Origin of the sequence: Pseudoalteromonas luteoviolacea S2607, assembly GCF_001625575.1 — a bacterium.
Taxonomy (GTDB): Bacteria; Pseudomonadota; Gammaproteobacteria; order Enterobacterales; family Alteromonadaceae; genus Pseudoalteromonas; species Pseudoalteromonas luteoviolacea_E.
This window is the reverse complement of the sequence record NZ_AUXV01000018.1, coordinates 23,960-43,848: the sequence shown is the minus strand read 5'-3', so window position 1 is coordinate 43,848 and position 19,889 is coordinate 23,960. Positions and strand designations below refer to the sequence as shown.

The following is a 19,889-nucleotide window of genomic DNA, read 5'->3' as shown; positions in this document are numbered from 1 at the left end:
CTTTTTGTCAACAGGATTGAATTGTATGCCTATTAAAAAAATAGATGGCGGTTACTTTTTAGACGAGAGACCATGGGGTTCCAAGGGAAAAAGGATACAAAAAAAGTTTGTGACTAAAGCAGAAGCTCAAAGATATTTAAATTACGTTGTCACTAATGGCGAGCAAAAACCTTGGACCAAACAAAAAGAAGATAAAAGACGTCTAAATGACTTGATTGACAAATGGTATGAAGTACATGGACAGACCTACACAGATCCAGAGTCGAGCAAGCGAAAATTAGATGCTATAGCCGTTGCACTCAACAACCCTATTGCATCGCAGTTAACCCCAAAAGCATACAGTGAGTACCGAGGTAAAAGGTTAGAATCAGGTGTTAAACCAAAAACAGCTAATAACGATTTAACGCTGTTGAAAGGCGTATACAACAAACTGATTAGCCTAAAAGATATCGGATACCCCAACCCAATAGCCAATGTCGAAAAGATAAAAGTACAGGAGCAAGAGCTAGCGTTCCTAACTCATGAAGACATAACAAAGCTATTCAAAGCGATTGAAGGCGCGAGACACCCTAACTTAGATATCGTCACAAAAATCTGTTTAAGCACTGGCGCGAGAATATCAGAGGTATGTGGTTTACACGGCTCTCATGTAATTAAATCAGGTAATACGTACAAAGTAACTTTCGTAAACACCAAAGGCAAAAAGAACCGCAGCGTACCAATCAGTCAATCGCTCTACGAAGAGATACCCAAAAAGACAGGCCCACTTTTCACCGACTGTAGAAAAGCATTCGAACGAGCAATTAACAGAGCCGGTATCCAACTACCAGACGGCCAATGCACTCATGTAATGAGGCACACATTTGCAAGTCACTTTATGATGAACGGCGGTAATATCTTGGTACTTCAGAAGGTCTTGGGCCACGCTAAAATCGAACAGACGATGATATATGCACACTTCGCACCAAGCCACTATGAGGATGCTGTTAGGTTGAATCCGCTGGTTTACATCTCATAGAGTATATAGACTAGACAACTAACCTTTTAAATACTCTTCCTAAACAATAACGAGTTGCTTGATTTAGATCATCAAATCAAAGCTCTCATACACACAACCACCACAGAAAGGAATTATTTAATTGTACTTAATGCGAAATTGAGAATATATTGCCATGTTAATTAGGTTAAATATAAGTAAAAGGAACATTTAAATGGCAATTAGATTAGAGAGCTTCACAGTGAAGAACTATCGCTCTATAGGTGAAGAGGCCGTAACAATTGAGCTTGACGACATTGTTATTTTGGTGGGTGGGAATAACTTCGGAAAGAGTACAATCCTAAAAGCATATAATGACGCGATTAACTCGGAAAGGTTGAAAATTGAGGACTTTCACAACTGCAATAAAGAGAATATTCCTCAAATTGAAATTACATACATATGTTCAGGTGAAGACTTGCCAGGCAAACACTTCAAGTTTGAAGTGGATTCAATAATAGATGACCAAGGTAATGAGCAAAAACAGTATAGGGTATATGAAAAATACACTTGGCTGAAACCGGGTGAGCAACCACAAAGAGTCGGAAAGAGAAACGATACAGAGGACTGGGCAACGGAAAATGACACTCCTAGAATGCCTTGGTCAAATCCAAATGTCGCTCGTAGTAAAAAGCCAAAAGGTCATTTAGTTGGAACATTTGCTGACCCAAGTGAACAATCAAATAGCATCAAACAAATCATTCTTGAGGTTTTCCTAGAAGAAAAAATAAAACATTATAAGAATGATGCTGACAATAATTTTACCAACTACGATACACTGCTGGACAGTTTGAAAACACTTAAGCAGCAATTCTCTAACAATACTAAAGACGATTTGACTGAAATAGCTAAAGACATTTCATCGTATAGTGCTGATATTATTCCAGAACATAAACTTAATATCTCTGTGAATACAGAAGAAGACACAGACCTTCCACCATTTAAGTTTTTTTCAGACAAAGAGGTTAATATCACATTTGGAAGACAAAATAGCCAATTCCCTCTTGAAAATCACGGAAGTGGAGCAAGAAGAACACTATTATGGTCTGTACTCAAAAAAATCGCTGACCTAGGCTATGAAGCTAAATCTTCCGGAAAAAAGTTCGCACCAATTAAAGGAGCCAACTCTCACGTTTTGTTACTTGATGAGCCCGAATTGAGTTTACACCCCGCTGCGAGTCGTTCAGCTAGAGATATGCTATATAGCCTTGCAGACACAAACCCTAATTGGCAAGTAATGGTTACTACACACTCACCAACTTTCATTGACTTAACTCGCAATCACACCAAAATCATTCGCGTTGAGCAAATAGGTGAAAGCATTAAAGCAACTACAATTTTTAAGCCCGAGAAAATTAATTTTTCCGATGACGAAGTCGAATCTCTAAAACTATTGAACCTATTAAACCCAGATGTTCTTGAGTTCTTCTTTGGAAATAAGGTACTACTTATTGAAGGTGATACAGAGTTTACCGCATTCGGTAAAATTATCTCCGATGCCAAAGCTAAAGGAGAAACTAAATACGATAAAATATTTCTCTTAAGGTGTAACGGCAAAACGCAAATTGTTATGTTTATGAAAATACTGAACCACTTCCAAAAAGACTATATGGTTCTGCATGACATTGATACAAAACAGATTATAAAAGGCGTTAGCAGAATGGAGACTAATGAGGAAACAAAGGAAAGAAAAAGAGTAACGAGAAAACAAATAACCAAAAATCCTGCTTGGACAGTAAATGAAAATATATTTGCAGAAAAAACTGAATTTTCTCGAGTGTATTCATCAAAAATAGATTTTGAATCAGCCTATTTTGGTGAAAGGGTTTCTAGCGGAAAACCTGAAAATGCTCATGAAAAGCTTAAAGACCCCAACATTTATCAAACAGTAAAAAATTTGCTTAATGCAATTGTTTTAGACAACGACGACAGCCTGCCGGATGGAGCAATAAGAGCGAATAATATTGAAGAGATATCAGACGCATTTGACACATATGCAGCAATACACCCTGAAGTGATACCTACAGATGAATAAAGCGTGAATAGCATTTTAGGCGGGTTTGTAACTGCAACTACATATTTCTGTTAGTCAGATAAAACTGGAAACATCCAATTTCCATCCACTTTAGCTAGTAATTGCTAGTAATAGATGGAACCGATAAGATTCTAACTTATTGAAAAATAGGTAAGTCATTGTTTCTATTATGGGTGTTCGATTATCAACGCTTTCTGGACGGGGGTTCAACCCCCCCAGCCCCACCAAATTAAGTGTTATAAAACAGCCAGTTAGAGAACTTCTTTAACTGGCTTTTTTGTGTCTGTAAAACCCTTTTTATTGCGGCACGGTCACTGGCCGTAGCTGGTTACCGTTAAAATGAAATGGCGATAATGGTAAGTTTGTTCAAAGGCAATGCCCTATTTGATTAACAAGGCCATCGTAGAACGAAAAAAGAAAGCAACAGCATATATACTTTCTTTGGTAAGACTTATCTGGGCATATACGTCAAGTGACTTTATCTGATAACGTCTTTTAATGCGGACAATAACAAGGCTATATTTTGCTCATTGGCTGTTGCACCCATCAACCCAACTCTCCAAGTGGTGCCTGCTAACTTTCCTAAACCCGCACCAATTTCCAAGTTATAGGTGTCTAGTAGGTATTTTCTGGTCTTTACATCGTCAATTCCCTGCGGAATAACCAATGAATTAAGTTGGGGCAATCGATGTGGTTCATCCACTAGAAAGTCAATTCCCAATTCCTCTATGCCACTTTTGAGGCGTTGATGTAATCTCTTATGTCGTGACCACGCATTGCGTAACCCCTCCCCTTTAAGCATGAGCAATGCTTCGTGTAATGCATATAAAGAGTTTATAGGTGCGGTATGGTGGTAGCTTCGTTTACCATCGCCAGACCAGTAACCCATAACTAAAGATTGATCTAAAAACCAACTCTGTACTTTTGACTTTCGTGTCTTGATGACCTCAACGGCGGTTTGACTAAAGCTAACTGGAGACAAACCAGGCACACATGACAGACATTTTTGCGAGCCAGAGTAAACGGCATCAATACCCCATTCATCGACCTTTAATTCGCTCCCGCCTAACGACGTTACAGCATCTACAATGGTTAATGCGCCATAGTTTTTAGCCACTTCGCACAGTGCTTTTGCATCGGAGCAAACACCGGTTGACGTTTCGGCATGCACAAAAGCAAGCGCTTTAATATTTGAGTTTGAAGAAAAGGCAGACCCGACCTTTTCTACCGAGACAGGGTCACCCCAATTGTCTTCTATAACAATCGCTTGTGCACCTACCCTCTCAATGTTTTCTTTTAATCTGCCACCAAAAACGCCGTTTATACATACAACGATCTTATCACCTGGTTCAATTAAATTGACAATACACGCTTCCATCCCTGCCGAGCCCGGAGCAGATAAAGCGATGGTAAACTCATTCTTTGTTGCAAAGGCATACTGCAATAATGTCTTTATTTCATCCATCAGTTGAATAAACTGCGGATCTAAATGGCCAATCGTAGGCTTAGCCAAAGCCCCCAGCACTCTTGGTGAAACATTTGATGGTCCGGGGCCCATTAAAACACGTGAAGTTGGGTTAAACGTGTCTAGCATCGACACTCTCCTTTATTGTATTTATTAATTTAAACTTCTAATAGTGGCGCAGTTTGTTCTATCAACTTGCTATGAATGGTCTGTGCGCAATTGTTCGCGTGCCTAACAATAATATCTAGTGCACTAGTGAATAGAAAACAGCCATGAGTAACCTCCCCAATTGCATACACTGAAGGGCTAATGACTTCATCTTTATTTAATAAAGCATAGGTTTCAGTACATACGTCTATCCCGCCAAATTTATGAGGCTTTGCAAGTCCACTATCCACCATATGACGCAGCAGTTCAGAGTCTGATAAATATATGTCTCTTGGGCTACCCACTGCATAAATTATAGAGTCCACAGAAGACGTGCCCGACAGAGATGTTACAGATAAAGTATTGTCAATACAGGTATTTATTTGCGTTTCGCCACCAATGTATTCCAGTTGGCCATTATCTAAATAGCTTTTGATTTTCAAAGCATTTTCACGAGGTATTGAAACTCGCATAGACATGGCTGCTGACATCATACTTGAGATAAATAGCTCTTTATCTTCAATTACAAGCATTTCCCATACTAATGCTAAAATTGCATTCGTATCATATAAAACGGCTTGCCAGCCTCTATTCATATCAGCTTTGCTCATTTCTTTTGATAGAAACTCACCGAGGTCTTTAATGGGGGGCGGCGGAAATACGATACTTTCTTTGCTTTCACCAGGGTTCTTTTGATGATACAAATTAATTTCTTTGTTAAATAATTCGGCCAGATCTGCGAGTGTCAAAGATGTATAACGCTCTCTTATATATTTCGCTGACAAGAATGTATTTTTATATCGCCCTTGAGTTCCACGCACAAATGGGAAAAGGTGGCTTCTAGAGTACAGGGTAATTTTTCCTGTGTGGCCACTTTCTATTAAACCGACCACAGCATCAATTGCGCTTAACCTCGCACCAATTATGGCTACGTTATCGTCTTTTTCGACCTTATTGCATAAGGTTGAAATTGGATAAGGCGTATGATGCACTTTTGAACTTATTGGTGGCGAGAATGGCGACTTAGACAGCGTACCGCAGGCGATAACCACACTATCAAATTCGTAATTTTTTTGCGTTGCCGTTTTTAATGTTACAGATAGTTGATCGGTTTTCTCTTTTAATTGAATAACTTCACTTCTTATCACTTTTACTATGATATTTTTCATGAATGCTTTTTTGACAATGCGGTCAAACGCATTGGCCATATACATACCGAATAAAGGTCGCGGTGCATATGTGTGCTCACTGATCTCTAAATTAGGATACAGAGGTTGCCAACGATATCTATACAAGTTTAACCATTCAAAAAAATCTCCGGGTTTATCTTTAAAAACGGTAATATAGCCAGCTTTGGTATTTAGTAAATTTGACTGAGCGTCACCTTGATATGCATTTCCAGGCCCCAAGTCCTTGGATTTTTCAAACACCGTTATTTTTATTAAATCCGATGAATTTGATTGATGCTTTTCAATAAATGCATCAATAAATGCAATGCTTGATGCTCCGCCGCCGATGATTGCTAGTGTAGAGTTCATGGTATCCCTGCTAAGTATTTATTGTTGTGAGTGATGAGTTGCTATAGATTGGGTATTCGATGTAGCTTTGTATATCTTGCTCACTAAATCCGTTTGCTTTTTCAACAAGCTCAAGGTGATTATTTTTAAAGGAGAAAACCGCTCTTTCTGTAATGACTAAAATCTCCTTATTGCAATACACTGGGTGTGTTAAATCTATTGTTATTTGCTGTGCTTTTTTTACAAACTTTTTTATCGTCCCTTCATTTAAAATACATAGTTGATTGTTATTTATTTCTACATTTAAAGAGCCCGTTGTAAGTGTTCCACAAAACACTAATTTCTTTGCTGATTGCGCAATATTAATGAAACCACCGACGCCATTTATTTTCTCGCCTAATAAGCTTGCATTTACACAGCCTTTAGAATCAATTTCAGCAAAACCGAGAAAAGCAATATCCACCCCGCCTCCATCGTAGAATGCAAACAAGTCAGACTGACCAATTATTGCATCTGGATCTATCGCTGCGCCAAATGACAAATCGTATTTTGGTTCGCCGTTAAAAACGCCTGATTCAACACTAATGCTGCTTTCTCTATTTATTTCATTAATATGTTTGCCGAGTAAAGCAGGGATACCAATGCCTAAATTCACACATGATTTTTGCTTTGGCAGTTCGGCTAAAGCTCTAGATACAATGCGCTCTTTTGCTTTGCTGATTGTTTTTATCTCTGGCTGTGTAGTCAACTCACCATAGCTCGAAGGATGTGTCCCTGCGTCTTCATTGAGCGTGACAAAATCAACTAAGTGAGCCGGAATTTGCACATCTCTACAGGGTAGCTTTTCGACAATTTCTTTAACTTGAACCGCAACTTTCCCGCCACTATTTTTTGCGGCCATGGCTTGTTGTAAAGCGTCGTGATAAGCCACTTCTTCACTCATGCAAATATTGCCTTTTTTATCAGCTTTGGTGCCGCGTAAAAGCGCAAAATCAATCGATAAAGCAGGGTAAAAAAGTAACTCTTGCCCCCTAAGCTCGACTTTCGAAACCAACGAATCCTTACTTTTATGAATTCCACCGCCTTCGATACACGGATCAATATAGCTGCCCAGACCTATATGGGTTGTGTGGCCAGCAGCGCCTCTTGCTATATCCCTAAAAAGGTGGCTAATGACACCCATTGGCCAATTGTGCCCTTCAATGTCGCCGGTTTTAGCTTTTTTCGCCAACGCAGGACAAAACCCCCAAAATCCGCCAATAGCCTTTTTCACTAACCCATTGGCCGATAATTTATCTAGGCCTTTACCGTTTTTATCACCTGCACCTGAAGCAAAAAATAAGGTAAGATCTCTAGGAAGAGATTCGTTTTCATATCTTCGATACAAAGCTTCAGTATATAAGTCGGGGTGCCCACAGCATCCAAACCCACCCGGTATCACCGTGCTATTACTTTCGATTAGACTTGCAACATAATTCGCCGTGACGATTTCCATGCTATGTACTCTCCGTCAACTGCTTAACCGGCTTATATCTAGAGGCTAAGATCAAACAACCATTTTCTGATGCCATGCTGTGGCAGGTTCCTGGCGCACGGACAATAAAAGAACCGGGTGTAAAAGTTTGACCATTTTCAATATAGTCACCCTGTAGTACAAGTACCGTTTCATACCCCATATGCACGTGCCCTGGTACATACGCACCAGCTTCGTATCGCAAAAATGCGCAATCTGCTCCGGTCGGGTTTGCTTTGGTTTCATCAAATAATACAGCGATATCGACCCCCTCTCTTAGCCCTCGTTGATACGGACTAAATTCAATCTCATCAGAGATTTCAATATCAGATGAAAAACCGAGTTTTACGATGCGGTCATTTGTCTCAGGTGGTGAATTAAACTTCATTTTATTCTCCTTGTTTGTTCAGCCTTGATGCTTGTGATTGTCCGTTGTATCCCCAATTAATTGCGGGTTGCTCTTCAATACTGATGTAATTGGGGAGGTTATTTACATTTATAAAAATTTCTTCAAATAAGAGCCAAGTGTGTCTGAGCCATGCTGCTTTTTGCGATTCGGAATTTGCCCCCTCTGTAATGACAATCTGTAAGTAAAATTGAAAGTCTTCGCTTGGCTTGCCATGACTGTACCAATCTCCGTTATTTTCATAGATAACGACATTGATCAACTCTGGACGTTTTTCGAGATAAGTTTGCGTCAGCGCACTCAAAGATATTGCGAGCTTTTCTTTAATCGCTGGTAATAATGTTTGATTGGTAGTAACAGTTAAAATTGGCATTTCGATTATTTCCTTATAAGAGGTTTGCTTACTGCTGCTTGCTTGAAGATCCATACCAATAAATAGGCCACTTCTTCCCAATTCCTATGTTGTTTATCAGTGAAGCAATTCCCACTAAAAACAAACTGCCAAACAAAACAGGAAAAATCAGAAAGTCAAAGTGATAACTTCCGGCAAGAATAATCACTATTGGGTTTGCACCTGCTGGTGGATGAACAACCCTAAAAAACTGCATCGCAGAAATAGCCAAACCAACTGAAACAGCCATTACCCAAGGCGCATCTCCAAATACCAAAAATGCTACAAGCCCTATTAGCGCAGAAATAAAGTGACCACCAATGACATTGCGAGGCTGTGCTAAGGGTGAGGCTGACGCAGCAAATAAAATTACACAGGTGGCGCCGAACGGTGCCATTAATAATGGGTATTGCGTTAAGCTAGAAATAAAGAAAAGCCCCCAAATTCCAACAACCCCTCCAGTAAATCCCCTTAGTAACTCAATGAACTTAACCTTGGGCGGTAAAGCTCCTCCTCCAGAAAATTTCCTCATAGCGTTTCTCCTACACCTCATGCGTCACGAGGCGTTATAGTTCATCGTTAATGTGCTATCATTAATGTACAGATCTGTACACATCACGAAAGGTACAGATCTGTACACTTTCGCGCAAGCAATTTTTTAGGATATTAGATGAAAGTAGAACAACACATTTTGGACGTAGCTGAAGACCTATTTAATCGAAATGGATACACCGCTGTGGGAGTTGATTTGATTAGAGATGAAGCAAAAGTTTCAAAAACAACGATTTACAGACATTTTGGTGATAAGAACGGCCTAGTTGAGGCAGTACTAAATAGACGACACTTAAGATTTCAAGACTCGCTTGAACTCGCCATAAGTGAGATCGAAACACGACAAGAAAAATTAAGCGCCATTCTAGATTGGCACTTCGAGTGGTTTTCAACGTCGCATTTTGAAGGGTGCATGTTTATGAACGCCCTAGCCGAGTTTAAAAATCGAGATGAAAGCATCAGCCGAATCGCTTTAGATCACAAACGTTGGTTACTCAATTTAGTGTCCCGAGCAATGGGGCAAGAGCCAGATCAAACACAAGACAAACCCGAGGTGATAATGACATTCATAGAAGGGCTTATTATTCGCGCAAAATTTGAAAACATTTTAGATAATAAAGCACTGTACAAGTCCGCACTACTTAAGCTACTGGCGTGATTACTATCTCTTAAAACCCCTGCCACGCCTTGTTACATCAATGTACAGTTAATTAATCATAAGCTGTACGTCGATGTAATTGCATCTGTGAAAACCAACACCAAACATTAATTGCAGCTTGTTTTTCTCTATTATTTTTCATAGTAAGAAAGTCCAGAGTAAAGCATACAAAACCCACATTGATGGCGAAAACACTAAAAAACGAACGCCGCTTTTCAGTGTCATGAATGGCCCAAGTGCAGCTAGTAGCTGCACTTTTTGTTTGCGACTATTTCACGTCTTGAATGCCCATCACTAATTGGTCCCAATTGCGCTGATTGTCCATGCTATTTTGCGCGCCATTATCGTCAGCATACTGAAAACGTTTTTGTGCTGGTGTTTTGCTCATTGATTGATACAACCAGTAAGCTTCTTCTTTAAATGCATCTTCAATTGGCTTGTAATGGCTTTGTATTGTTTTATGTCTAGTTCTAACTCAAATCACTCACTGCGACCCTAAATACTATCAACTTAAAAGCAACATCTTGACACAAAATTTAAACACACATAATGTGGCTTAAAAACCTAAAATAACTAAGGATCAGACAATGAAAGCCATACCTCTTGTAATATCTTCAATTTTGATCTCTGGGTGTAGCTCGATGTTTTACTCTCCAAAAGAGAACCCTGTAATTGAGGTAACTTCTGGTGGAAATATTATTAGAAATGGAGTTGGAGTTATTGCCACTACTGCTGAACGCCGAGTCGTGGTAGTTAATAAAAAAGAAAATACGTTCTGCGCAGAACCTTCCCCCGATATTGCAGAAAATATAGTGAGTAAATTAACCGCAGATCTAAATACAAACTTTGCTGTTGAGGGGCTAAATAAAGAGCAACAGCTAGATTTAGCAAAGGCAAACTTGAATGCAAAGGCAAATATCACAAAGGATGTAACAACTAACTTTGGTAAATTATTTGAACGCACACAAGGGTTGCAAATGCTTAGAGATGGTTGGTATGCCCTATGTCAGGCGCATTTGAGCAACCAACTTGATAAACAAACACTAAAAACTAAATTTGATAGCTTAGTCGACAAGTCATCTAAATTAATCCAGCAGGAACTTACCGCTAAATATAAATTAGACGAGAATAAAGTTGCGGTAAAGAAAATCGAAGCAGAAGCTGCACTTGTAAGAGCAAAAGCAGATATGTTGAAAGCCGAATCCGCTTTAATTAAAGCTAAAAAAGAATAACAGCTGTACAGGTCCTCTATTGTTTTTAGTAGTGAGACATCTAGATGTACAACATATAAATATCAACTATGACACTAATATAAAACGCCATTTTGCAATGTCGTAAATAACCCAAGTGCAGCTAGTAGCTGCACTTTTTGTTTGCCACTATTTTACGTCTTGAATGCCCATCACTAATTGGTCCCAATTGCGCTGATTGTCCATGCTATTTTGCGCGCCATTATCGTCAGCATACTGAAAACGTTTTTGTGCTGGTGTTTTGCTCATCGATTGATACAACCAGTAAGCTTCTTCTTTAAGTGCATCTTCAATTGGCGTGTCAATTGAGGCATATACAGCGCGCTTGCAGGCTTCTATTGATTCCGCAGGAAATTGACTGATTCGATTAGCCAACTCTTCTACATAAGGACCAATTTTATCCGCATCCAGTGCTTGGTTAATCGTGCCATACGCTTGCGCTTGGTCAGCATCAAAATCACGTGCACTCAAAATGATCTCCAATGCTCGCCCTAACCCTACCTGCCGAGCCATTCGGGATGCACCACCACCACATGGTAAAATTCCCATTCCGACCTCCATTTGCATAAATTTAGCTTTACCACGAGCAGCAAAACGCATGTCACAAGCAAGCATAAATTCATGACCACCTCCACGCGCAAACCCTTCCACTTTTGCAATGGTGGCTTGTGGCAAAGCACTGACTCGCTGCAAAACTTTCTGCAAATAAAGTAATTCAACCTCTTCTCTCGACACCGCCTGAGTAGACATATCTTTTAGAAAGTTTGTATCGGCATGAGCAACAAAAATTTCTGGATGGGCAGATTGAAAAACAACCACTTTTACACTTTTGTCGTTCTCGAGCGTTTCAGACAAACGATTAAGGTCATCCAACATGGGAATGCCTTGAATGTTGACTGGTGCAAAATCAAAGCTAACTGTCAGCACAGCTTGATTCTGTTTAGCCTTAAATGTCGTGTAATTTTCATAAACCATAATGATCTCCAAACATGTTACTAGGTAAAAGTAGTAAACTCTGGAATAAAGCGTAACACCCACTCATATGATTTATAATCCACCATAAAAATGATTGAGTTTATAGTTTTTGTTTATAATAAATCATGCCATTCTCGGCTGCCCAAAATACAGCAAGCACTCATTGTTAAAGCCCAGCGATTTAACTTAGCTAGTTTAAACCCATTGACCTGTCTATAACTTTATAGTTTACAGTCCCTCCAATCCTGAGGCGATACGCCTTCTTACCTCACACGACACAATCATGAGAGCAAGCTATGAATATTATTTTTCGAAAAGAATGCAATGACGACATTGCAGAGATTGAATCTGTTACTAAGCAAGCCTTTGCTAATGCTGAACATTCAAACCAATGCGAACACTTTGTTGTGAACGCGCTACGTAAAGCAGGTGCCTTAACTCTGTCGTTGGTTGCTGAACTTGATGGGCGCGTTATTGGCCATGTTGCAATATCTCCTGTTGAATTATCAAATGGAATGAGTGGCTGGTTTGGACTGGGCCCCGTTTCGGTGTTACCTGAATTTCAAGGGCAAAAGGTTGGGTCAAAGTTAATCAACCAAGCTTTAGTGCATTTGCAGTCCAACCAAGCACAAGGTTGTGTGGTACTGGGTGAACCTTCTTATTACACCCGATTTGGTTTTAAAGCGGAGTTGGGGATGGTGCTTGAAGGTGTGCCCGCTGAGTACTTTCAAATGCAAAGTTTTGGCGAGTGCATCCCAGCTTGTAATGTCACTTATCACGAGGGGTTTTATTGCGAAAGCGACGCATAAACCTCACTAAAAAGCCCCGCCAGGGGGTTACTGGCGGAGCTTGATATGGATACGGTTTTTAAATTTCTTAATATATATTAACGAGTCCAACCTAGCCTATCGGTTAGCACAGAGAATTTATCTTCACTGACTTTTAGTAAAAATTCCCGTCCACCTAGACCGTAGTAACAGCCATGACCACGCACAAATTTACCGACCACTGTGTGGTCGCCATGTTGACCCTTACAGATAAACACGTCATATCCTTCGTTACCGCCAATAACGGCGTTGTTTCTGATACGGTCCGGAAATACGCCGTGTACATAAGGGCCATGAAGGCGGCTGTCCCATACTAGGCTGCCAAATTTAGTAAGCAGTATTTTATAGTCGTGAGAACCTAGCTCATAGCCATATTTACTGACATAGCATTTGTTGTTCACTAATTTCCCTGGCAAGTTTTTATAGCTACAAACATAAACTGAAGTATTGGCGTCGTGCTTACCAGCGTAGACACCATAGCCATCGTTAAATGCAACTTTATCGTGATCTTTCCAACCAGTATCGCCCCATGAATGTGGATTAGAGTACGCGACAGCAGAGCCACATACCGCAATCGAGGCAATCATTAGGCAAATTCGGGGGAGTATGCTTTTATTCATTGTTTATTCTCGCAATTCAATTTTTAAGAACGTTTTACAGCGGGTCGTGGCACAGGCCAACGCTCCTTGAGCTGCTCGAATATTGTTAAAATATCCGAGTATTCCAGACAAGAAAAACAAAGTGAAACTGTAGTTAAATTGGGTAAATTAAGGTTAAACCTATAATTTATAACAATATAATTTAGATTCTAAAAACTCCATGGCTTAAATCGTCGCAGTACGACTCTTCGATAAACACAATAATTCATCTCGGTAGGATGTGTCATTACGCACATAAATTAAGGGGGCAAGAAATCGAATTGGGGCCAATAACTAGATGTCATTGACCCAATTTAAGTGGTTACTGGTAAATATTTCTAGGCCTTTGCGACGCATTCTTTCTATCCAATCTTCAGCTTTATTGACCCCCACACCATGATGATCAACCGCAGCTTTTTGAAGAACTCGATGCTCATTTTGAATCGTTGTGGGCATTAGTGCTGCGTCATCTGTATTTACGCATACGGTAATAGAGCCTTTTCTTAAGCCAAATCGGTTGTACTGTTGGCCTTTCTCCAATAAAGATTGATTAGGCGGATCCCATCTAAACACAGGGTGTTCATGATAGTGCTCAAAACGGCCAATATAAATATTAGAAGTTGGACACGCTTCAATGATAATGCCCTGCGCCGCGTACTTTTCCATTTGCATGTCTTGAATGGCTTCAAACAGGTTTAACTCTGCTTTTGAAACTGAGTCATAATATATGCCATCTTCGACTCGAAACGGTTCTTCCCCTTGCCTTGGCTCACAATGCACAATGACCGTTTTTTCACGCTTTTCAAAATAATGGCCTTTTACAATGTGAGCAGAGGTGTATTGTTTCCAAAGTTTAAAAGCAACTTCAGAGACAGCCGATGATGACCCTCGGTCAAAGTCGATAAGCCAATCTCGATGCAACGGGTTTAAATGCTCAATTTCAAGAGAAGACTCACTTAAAGCTTCCAGATCATGTGTCTCTGGGCAATTTCGTCTTAATTTCCACGCTTCAAAAAAGTCTCTCACGGTATAGGTGTGATCCGTGTCCTTGTATAAATGCTTTGACCAAAAGTGTATTTTGTCTTGCAGAAGTTGTAGAACACCTGCAAATTCTGGTGCATGTTGAGTTACTTCTAACGCTTTTTGATAGCACCAAACTAAGTTATCTAGATGATCTCCCAAGCTTATATACGCTGTTTTTTGTCTATCAGCCCAAGCAATTGGGTCAACGCCCAGTGCCAAGCCATGCCCCAGCCTGTCACCCATTTTAAAGTCACAAAAATACACTGCTTCATCAATTGCGCGCAGGCCACTTAGCAAATGGCTGTAGTCTTCACCTGAATGGACCGTTAAAAAAGGCCTTTCAATGCGTATGCTAAACATACTCATACTCGCGTGCTTTGCACTGCGCATCGCTCTGAGTGCAGGGGCAAAAGTTTCTATCGGTAACTCATTTTCATTACCCGCAACATCATAGCCTCGAATTGCTTTTCTCAAGTCGATGCTGTCAGTTGTGATACCACGCTGTTTAAAATCAAATGCATGCACTTCAGCATCAGAAAACTTAACAGAGCCTTTAAATTGCTTTAATGCAGCAACTTGTTGCTTTAGCTCCAATCTGACTTGCTTTTGAAACTTATCCTCACGGGCTGAGCGACCGCGCTTTATAGAGCGTGAAAAATGGATTACAAAGTGAATGTTCTCAGCCAGTGCGTGCTTTAAAGCTGCTTGCAAACCCTTTTGTAGCGCGCCGGTAGACACATCACCTTCATTATTCACCACCAAACCTGGGGCGACTCTAAATTCACGATATGTCCTAGGGTCGATATCTGTGGCAAGCGCATCTATGCGTGCATTATTTTGGTGTAAGCTGCCCCTTTGTTTACGTCCAGAAAACCCAAATGATTCTACAAACTGACCCAGCCCAGTTCCCCACACAATCATGTAGTTGCGAAGAATATTTGACACGCGCACAAAGCGCTCTACGAGCGATTGTGCTTGCTCACCAATATTCAAAATACCAACGCAGTACAATAACCAACGAATATCTGAGCGTACAGGTTTGCAATGCGATTGCAGCAGCGCCTGTTGAGATAAGGTACGCGCTTGATTCGTTGTAAGAAAGTACAAGGCATTATCACTATCGCTATCAAACGTTAAATGGTTTAGGTCGACATTTAACGATTGCTCGTCCAGCGTGAAGGCAAACTCAACTAATCGGCTCGACAATTGATAGCTCCATGCTGGCAGTTCAAGCTTGTTTAATAAACCACTTTCAAACAAGGTGTACTCGGGTCTTGTTGGCCACCGCTTGTCTTGAATCGTTTGACCATATAACGAAAAACTTAAAAGCGAAGGGCCTGTGTGACCATGTCCCCCCAAATGGGCATGGTTGTCGGCAAACCGCTTATCAGCTCGGTCATTTGCAAGCGCATGCGGACATTGCCATTGCACTATACAATTGAGAATATCTTGCGTACTCACACCGTGGTCTGCCGCCAGATCGCTATAGGCCTGTGCAATAATCCAACTCCCATCAAGTAATGATAAAAGCTCCAGCCATTGCTCTAACTTATGCGGTTTCACTTCAAAGTGACTACCTTGCCACTCTAAGTATGTGTTAGCAAGCCGAGACAACACTGAAGCAACACTTGGGCTTTGGTCATAGCCAAACGCGCTCGCTTGATACTCAATATCTTCATTTCTGAGGTTGCGAAATATATAAGGCTGAAATGCTCTAACACTTTTACAAAGTCGCTGAACCTGACCTTTGGCTAACCCCTCACGTTCTAAACGGGAGGTGTAAAGTTCCAAATCAGACGATAAAAACGCAACGTCACATAAAATACTATCGTTAACTATTAACATAGATTACTCTGTGAACAGCTCAAACAGCGCTACGATAAAGTTATTAACCCTGTCGCCCGATATTTCTTCCATTTCGATATAATCCAGCCCTTCAGGCAGAACATATTTCTCAAACAACTCTCTGGCTTTTTCTTCAAGATCAAGGTAAGTATCTAACTCGTCTTTAATGCGTTTTACCGTCGAAATTCTAGGGTCTAATATTTCTGAGTGCGCTTTAAAGAACTTCTGAATTTGCTTCTCTAATCGAGGTGACACTTTGGTATTGCCATACACCACTTGTTTTGGTCTGCGGCGTGAGCTGGCACCTAAACGGATCCTTGGCTCAATGAGCGTATCGCTTTCTAACTGCGATTGAATCATCGTAAAGAGCGGGTGAGACTCGAGCGCCTTTACAAATAGCGTGGTTATGCTGTCTTTGTTCGTTTGTTGTTCTGCAAAGATTTTGCGGTTTCTGCTCAATACACGGTCATATCGATTAAACTGAATATGACTTCTCAGTGTTTCTAAATTACTTGTAATAGCAACACTTGCTTGCACCGCCGTTCCTTCAATCATTGCAGTATATGCAGCGTTAACCATCATGTACTCAAAACGCTTGATAAAATCGGTTAAATGCTCGTCTGCCCCACTGCTCTGCTTAACAAAGTTTTCAAACTTAAACACATGAAAAGCAGTAAATACTTTATTAAAAATATACGAGAATATCGGGATTAACTGCTCACCACTCAAACTTTCAAAAAGCGCTTTGTGCTCAACTTTCCAGTCTTGAATTTGTGCATTTAGCAAGTTTGCCGTGTATAGCTTACTCTCCTGCAATTCAGCTTCAAACGACTCGTCTTCATCATCCTCTCTGTCACCTGTGATCATCTTAGTCGGTGCCATATTAAAGATGCTATAAAAAGGACGGCGATGTAGAATCTTGGCCAGTGTTTCGGTTGTTTTATTTTCGCTATCGTACTTGGTAAACGAATATAAAATAATTTCAAAAGCGCGACTTAAACACACAAACTGGTAATTATTTCCAAGCTTTGAATACATATCGCCATAGGCATAAATATCCAGTAACACCGCATTTAAGTTGTACGGCGTAATAGTTTCTTTGCCATTTGAGTTTGATATTTTTTCAATATAAGCGGCTGGTTCTTCTTCACCTTCTCTCATCGCAGCCGCTTTCTCTGCTAGCGATATAGAACAGCTATGGTGGAAAAACTCGAGCGGCGGCATGCTCTTAAGTGTGTTGTCCGCTTTATCAAATGCGGCTTCAAGCAAAGCTTTATTTTCAACTTGCCACTGCCCTCCCTCACCCAGCGATTTCAATTGCGATGCTAAAAATCGCTTTTCTTCCCACACTAAGTGCTCTTTTCGTATTTGCAGCTTAGGGTTAAAGCTCGGCAGGTCCATGATGTTGAAGGAATCGTCTTCATCAATATTGTGCAAAGTCAGCAGCGAATCCGCATTGGTATACGCGACACCACTTTGTTTTTGCTCAGCCCAATTTATAAAGTTTTTCCATAGTTCATAACTGGTTGCACGGTCACCCTGCAACGCATACTCCACCTCATGGGGTGCAATAGCACGAATGAACTGAGTAAACTCTCTCGCAAACTCTGGCTCAGGCCACTTGTATAGTGCTTCCTCGTTCAAACATAATGGGTAGAATTGCGCAAAAATATTGCGCTTGTGTTCACGATATGAGTAGTACTCAACAAGACTTTCTTGTTTACTAACACGGATCTGCAACGATGGTGAGATATAACTAATTGGTAACAGCGATATACGCATATGATTGGGAAAGACCTTAGCCAAGTAGGCTTTGGTCAGCTCTTTTGCATACTCATCCTGATCAACACGACATGCAGCGTTACGATAGACTTTTTCGTCAAAGTGAATATTGGTCATTTTCTCATACAAATTGTAATCGCCACTTACAATTGGGATGATGTATGGGCAGCCAAGCAATCGTCTTACTTCGTCAACAACTTCATAAGCCCGTTCAAGCGCCATATCTACGTCATCAATTGGCAGTGCTAAAGCATTACAGCCCAATATTTGAATCGCAGATTCTACAAATTGATGAAAGTACTTCTCAATATTAATGCCCGATTTATATTGCAAAATTTTGTCGACACCCGTGCACCCTTCAAACTCTTCTTTTTTGCCAAGGGCATCTGCCAATATCTTTAATCGTTTATAAAAGTCGCCTTTTTGGGCTTCGCTCTTTTGATTGCCATTGCAGCAGTTACTACTGTTAAACTTTGACTCAACTTCACTATAAATTTGCGCGATAATCACATTCGCAAAATTGTCGTTGTCCACAAGCATGGTCGGATCAATGGCGTCGAGAAAGAAAATCTCATTTGCGTGAACATCATCTCTTTCTTGCATCGCTGCACGCCACATGCTTTTCACGTTTCTTAAAAAGACCGTTTTACCCGTGCCGCGTTGACCCGTTACTAATATCGCATTGTGCGACAGCCAGGTTTTATTTTTGTCTTCACTTCGAGACTGCCTATATTGTTTCGCATCATTCAAAAATGACGCAAGGTTGTTTACAAGCTTTTCCCTCGCTTCAAACTGCCAAAATTCTCTGTACTTTACTGGCTGAGATTTGTCCGCGCCGACAAAGTCATCGCGGTACTCTTCTTTTGTCAGATCTAATATATATTTGATTGCCATTTATTTTTTTAATCCTTTTACTAAATCAAAGGCACTGTTGTGGACCTTGTAGTGGTCGCCTAAAATTTCTCTGTCTCTACGGTCGATCATGTCATCTACCATTGCAAACAATTGCTTAAATGTCTCAGCTCTCACACGATCGACTTCAAACTTCCCAGCGTTATGACGTGCCACCTCATATTCGCGCTTAAGGCGCTCCAAACGAAATACCATGGTTTGATTTCTAATTGAGCTAGAGGTAAAACCGAACAATCGATTACTCATGTAAGTCAACAAAAAACCAGCAGCGCTGGTTATACCCAATAAACAAATAAGCGGTTTGGTAAATGCAAATAATAAAGTCACTAAAAAAACGAGGTTAAATGAGGCAAGTACAAGTGATTGCTTTATGCGCCATATGTATTCATCTTCACCGACAAATATATTATCGCTATGTTTGAAGGGGTAATTTCTGAAACTTACACACACCGCTAAAATAAATGAGGGTAATGCAGCTAGCGCCACCCAGTTAAAGTCGAATCCATCCCAAATAACGCTTTGTGTAAACACCTGAAGATTTGGAATAAACTCTGCAACACCAAAAACGCCCAAGAAAGTGAACGCCCAGATAGAAAACAAAACAGACAAGGTTCTTGTCGCCTTGCTGCTTTTATCTGCTCGCTTGTGAGCGGGCATATATACGGTATCTATAAACCAGTTAATCTCGCTAATTACTGGATCGTCACTATCAACGTGCTTTATATATCCTTGGTACCTTTGGCTACCCATCAACCCCTCACTGCATTTAATAACTCTGAAAGGCAACGAATACATTTCAGAATGAAGTTTTTTATAAAGTTGCGTACAAAATAATGTAAATTTCACGTGTAAGCAATGGGTTAACCAGATATTAAAGCGCGCGTAGCTATCTACGCGGCGCGCGCCTTTCTCATTAA

General features: G+C 40.4%; 16 protein-coding genes. 5 read left to right on the top strand and 11 right to left on the bottom strand.

The window, feature by feature from the left end:
• Nucleotides 1-25 precede the first annotated feature (25 nt).
• Nucleotides 26-1,018, top strand: coding sequence for a tyrosine-type recombinase/integrase (locus tag N480_RS10865; RefSeq protein WP_063372528.1), 993 nt, complete (start codon nucleotides 26-28; stop codon nucleotides 1,016-1,018).
• A gap of 193 nt (nucleotides 1,019-1,211) precedes the next feature.
• Nucleotides 1,212-3,071 (top strand): ATP-dependent nuclease, encoded by a 1,860-nt coding sequence (locus tag N480_RS10860; RefSeq protein ID WP_063372527.1) that lies wholly within the window; start codon nucleotides 1,212-1,214, stop codon nucleotides 3,069-3,071.
• A gap of 478 nt (nucleotides 3,072-3,549) precedes the next feature.
• On the opposite strand, the gene N480_RS10855 is transcribed toward N480_RS10860, so the two are convergent.
• The 6 genes from N480_RS10855 to N480_RS10830 are packed head-to-tail and all read right to left on the bottom strand — an operon-like array spanning nucleotide 3,550 to nucleotide 9,042.
• Nucleotides 3,550-4,665 carry a pyridoxal-phosphate-dependent aminotransferase family protein gene (locus N480_RS10855; RefSeq protein ID WP_063372526.1) on the bottom strand — a complete coding sequence of 372 codons (1,116 nt, stop codon included), beginning with the start codon at nucleotides 4,663-4,665 and terminating at the stop codon, nucleotides 3,550-3,552.
• 29 nt (nucleotides 4,666-4,694) lie between these two features.
• On the bottom strand, nucleotides 4,695-6,221 hold the full coding sequence (locus N480_RS10850) for an FAD/NAD(P)-binding protein (RefSeq protein WP_063372525.1): 1,527 nt from the start codon (nucleotides 6,219-6,221) through the stop codon (nucleotides 4,695-4,697).
• 10 nt (nucleotides 6,222-6,231) lie between these two features.
• A complete protein-coding gene (locus N480_RS10845) occupies nucleotides 6,232-7,695 on the bottom strand; it encodes a malonate decarboxylase subunit alpha (RefSeq protein ID WP_063372524.1) in 1,464 nt (487 codons plus the stop codon).
• A 1-nt stretch (nucleotide 7,696) separates the two neighbouring features.
• The gene (locus N480_RS10840) at nucleotides 7,697-8,101 is read right to left on the bottom strand and encodes a cupin domain-containing protein (protein ID WP_081225432.1); all 405 of its coding nucleotides are present in this window, start codon (nucleotides 8,099-8,101) and stop codon (nucleotides 7,697-7,699) included.
• A 1-nt stretch (nucleotide 8,102) separates the two neighbouring features.
• Nucleotides 8,103-8,492 (bottom strand): tautomerase family protein, encoded by a 390-nt coding sequence (locus N480_RS10835; RefSeq protein WP_155732821.1) that lies wholly within the window; start codon nucleotides 8,490-8,492, stop codon nucleotides 8,103-8,105.
• 28 nt (nucleotides 8,493-8,520) lie between these two features.
• Nucleotides 8,521-9,042 (bottom strand): HPP family protein, encoded by a 522-nt coding sequence (locus N480_RS10830; protein ID WP_063372522.1) that lies wholly within the window; start codon nucleotides 9,040-9,042, stop codon nucleotides 8,521-8,523.
• A gap of 138 nt (nucleotides 9,043-9,180) precedes the next feature.
• On the opposite strand from N480_RS10830, the gene N480_RS10825 reads away from it, so the two are divergent.
• Together N480_RS10825 and N480_RS10820 are read left to right on the top strand one after the other, a co-directional pair.
• Nucleotides 9,181-9,720 (top strand): TetR/AcrR family transcriptional regulator, encoded by a 540-nt coding sequence (locus tag N480_RS10825; RefSeq protein WP_063372521.1) that lies wholly within the window; start codon nucleotides 9,181-9,183, stop codon nucleotides 9,718-9,720.
• Between the two features lie 587 nt (nucleotides 9,721-10,307).
• On the top strand, nucleotides 10,308-10,952 hold the full coding sequence (locus N480_RS10820) for a hypothetical protein (protein ID WP_063372520.1): 645 nt from the start codon (nucleotides 10,308-10,310) through the stop codon (nucleotides 10,950-10,952).
• 147 nt (nucleotides 10,953-11,099) lie between these two features.
• Here N480_RS10820 and N480_RS10815 read toward each other — a convergent pair whose 3' ends face one another.
• Nucleotides 11,100-11,945, bottom strand: a complete 846-nt coding sequence (locus N480_RS10815) for an enoyl-CoA hydratase/isomerase family protein (RefSeq protein ID WP_063372519.1) — start codon at nucleotides 11,943-11,945, stop codon at nucleotides 11,100-11,102.
• 296 nt (nucleotides 11,946-12,241) lie between these two features.
• Here N480_RS10815 and N480_RS10810 point away from each other — a divergent pair, with 296 nt between their 5' ends.
• Nucleotides 12,242-12,754 carry a GNAT family N-acetyltransferase gene (locus tag N480_RS10810; protein WP_063372518.1) on the top strand — a complete coding sequence of 171 codons (513 nt, stop codon included), beginning with the start codon at nucleotides 12,242-12,244 and terminating at the stop codon, nucleotides 12,752-12,754.
• A 77-nt stretch (nucleotides 12,755-12,831) separates the two neighbouring features.
• Here N480_RS10810 and N480_RS10805 read toward each other — a convergent pair whose 3' ends face one another.
• The 4 genes from N480_RS10805 to N480_RS10790 all read right to left on the bottom strand — a co-directional run bounded on the left by N480_RS10805 (nucleotide 12,832) and on the right by N480_RS10790 (nucleotide 19,722).
• Nucleotides 12,832-13,392, bottom strand: coding sequence for a DM9 repeat-containing protein (locus N480_RS10805; protein WP_081225433.1), 561 nt, complete (start codon nucleotides 13,390-13,392; stop codon nucleotides 12,832-12,834).
• 312 nt (nucleotides 13,393-13,704) lie between these two features.
• Nucleotides 13,705-16,278: an antiviral RADAR system adenosine deaminase RdrB gene (rdrB, locus tag N480_RS10800; RefSeq protein WP_063372516.1), complete on the bottom strand. Its 2,574-nt coding sequence runs from the start codon at nucleotides 16,276-16,278 to the stop codon at nucleotides 13,705-13,707.
• Nucleotides 16,279-16,281: 3 nt separating this feature from the next.
• Complete coding sequence (gene rdrA / locus N480_RS10795) at nucleotides 16,282-18,954, bottom strand: antiviral RADAR system adenosine triphosphatase RdrA (protein ID WP_063372515.1); 2,673 nt, start codon at nucleotides 18,952-18,954, stop codon at nucleotides 16,282-16,284.
• Complete coding sequence (locus N480_RS10790; protein WP_063380873.1) at nucleotides 18,955-19,722, bottom strand: hypothetical protein; 768 nt, start codon at nucleotides 19,720-19,722, stop codon at nucleotides 18,955-18,957. It abuts the gene before it with no gap.
• Between the last annotated feature and the right edge of the window lie 167 nt (nucleotides 19,723-19,889).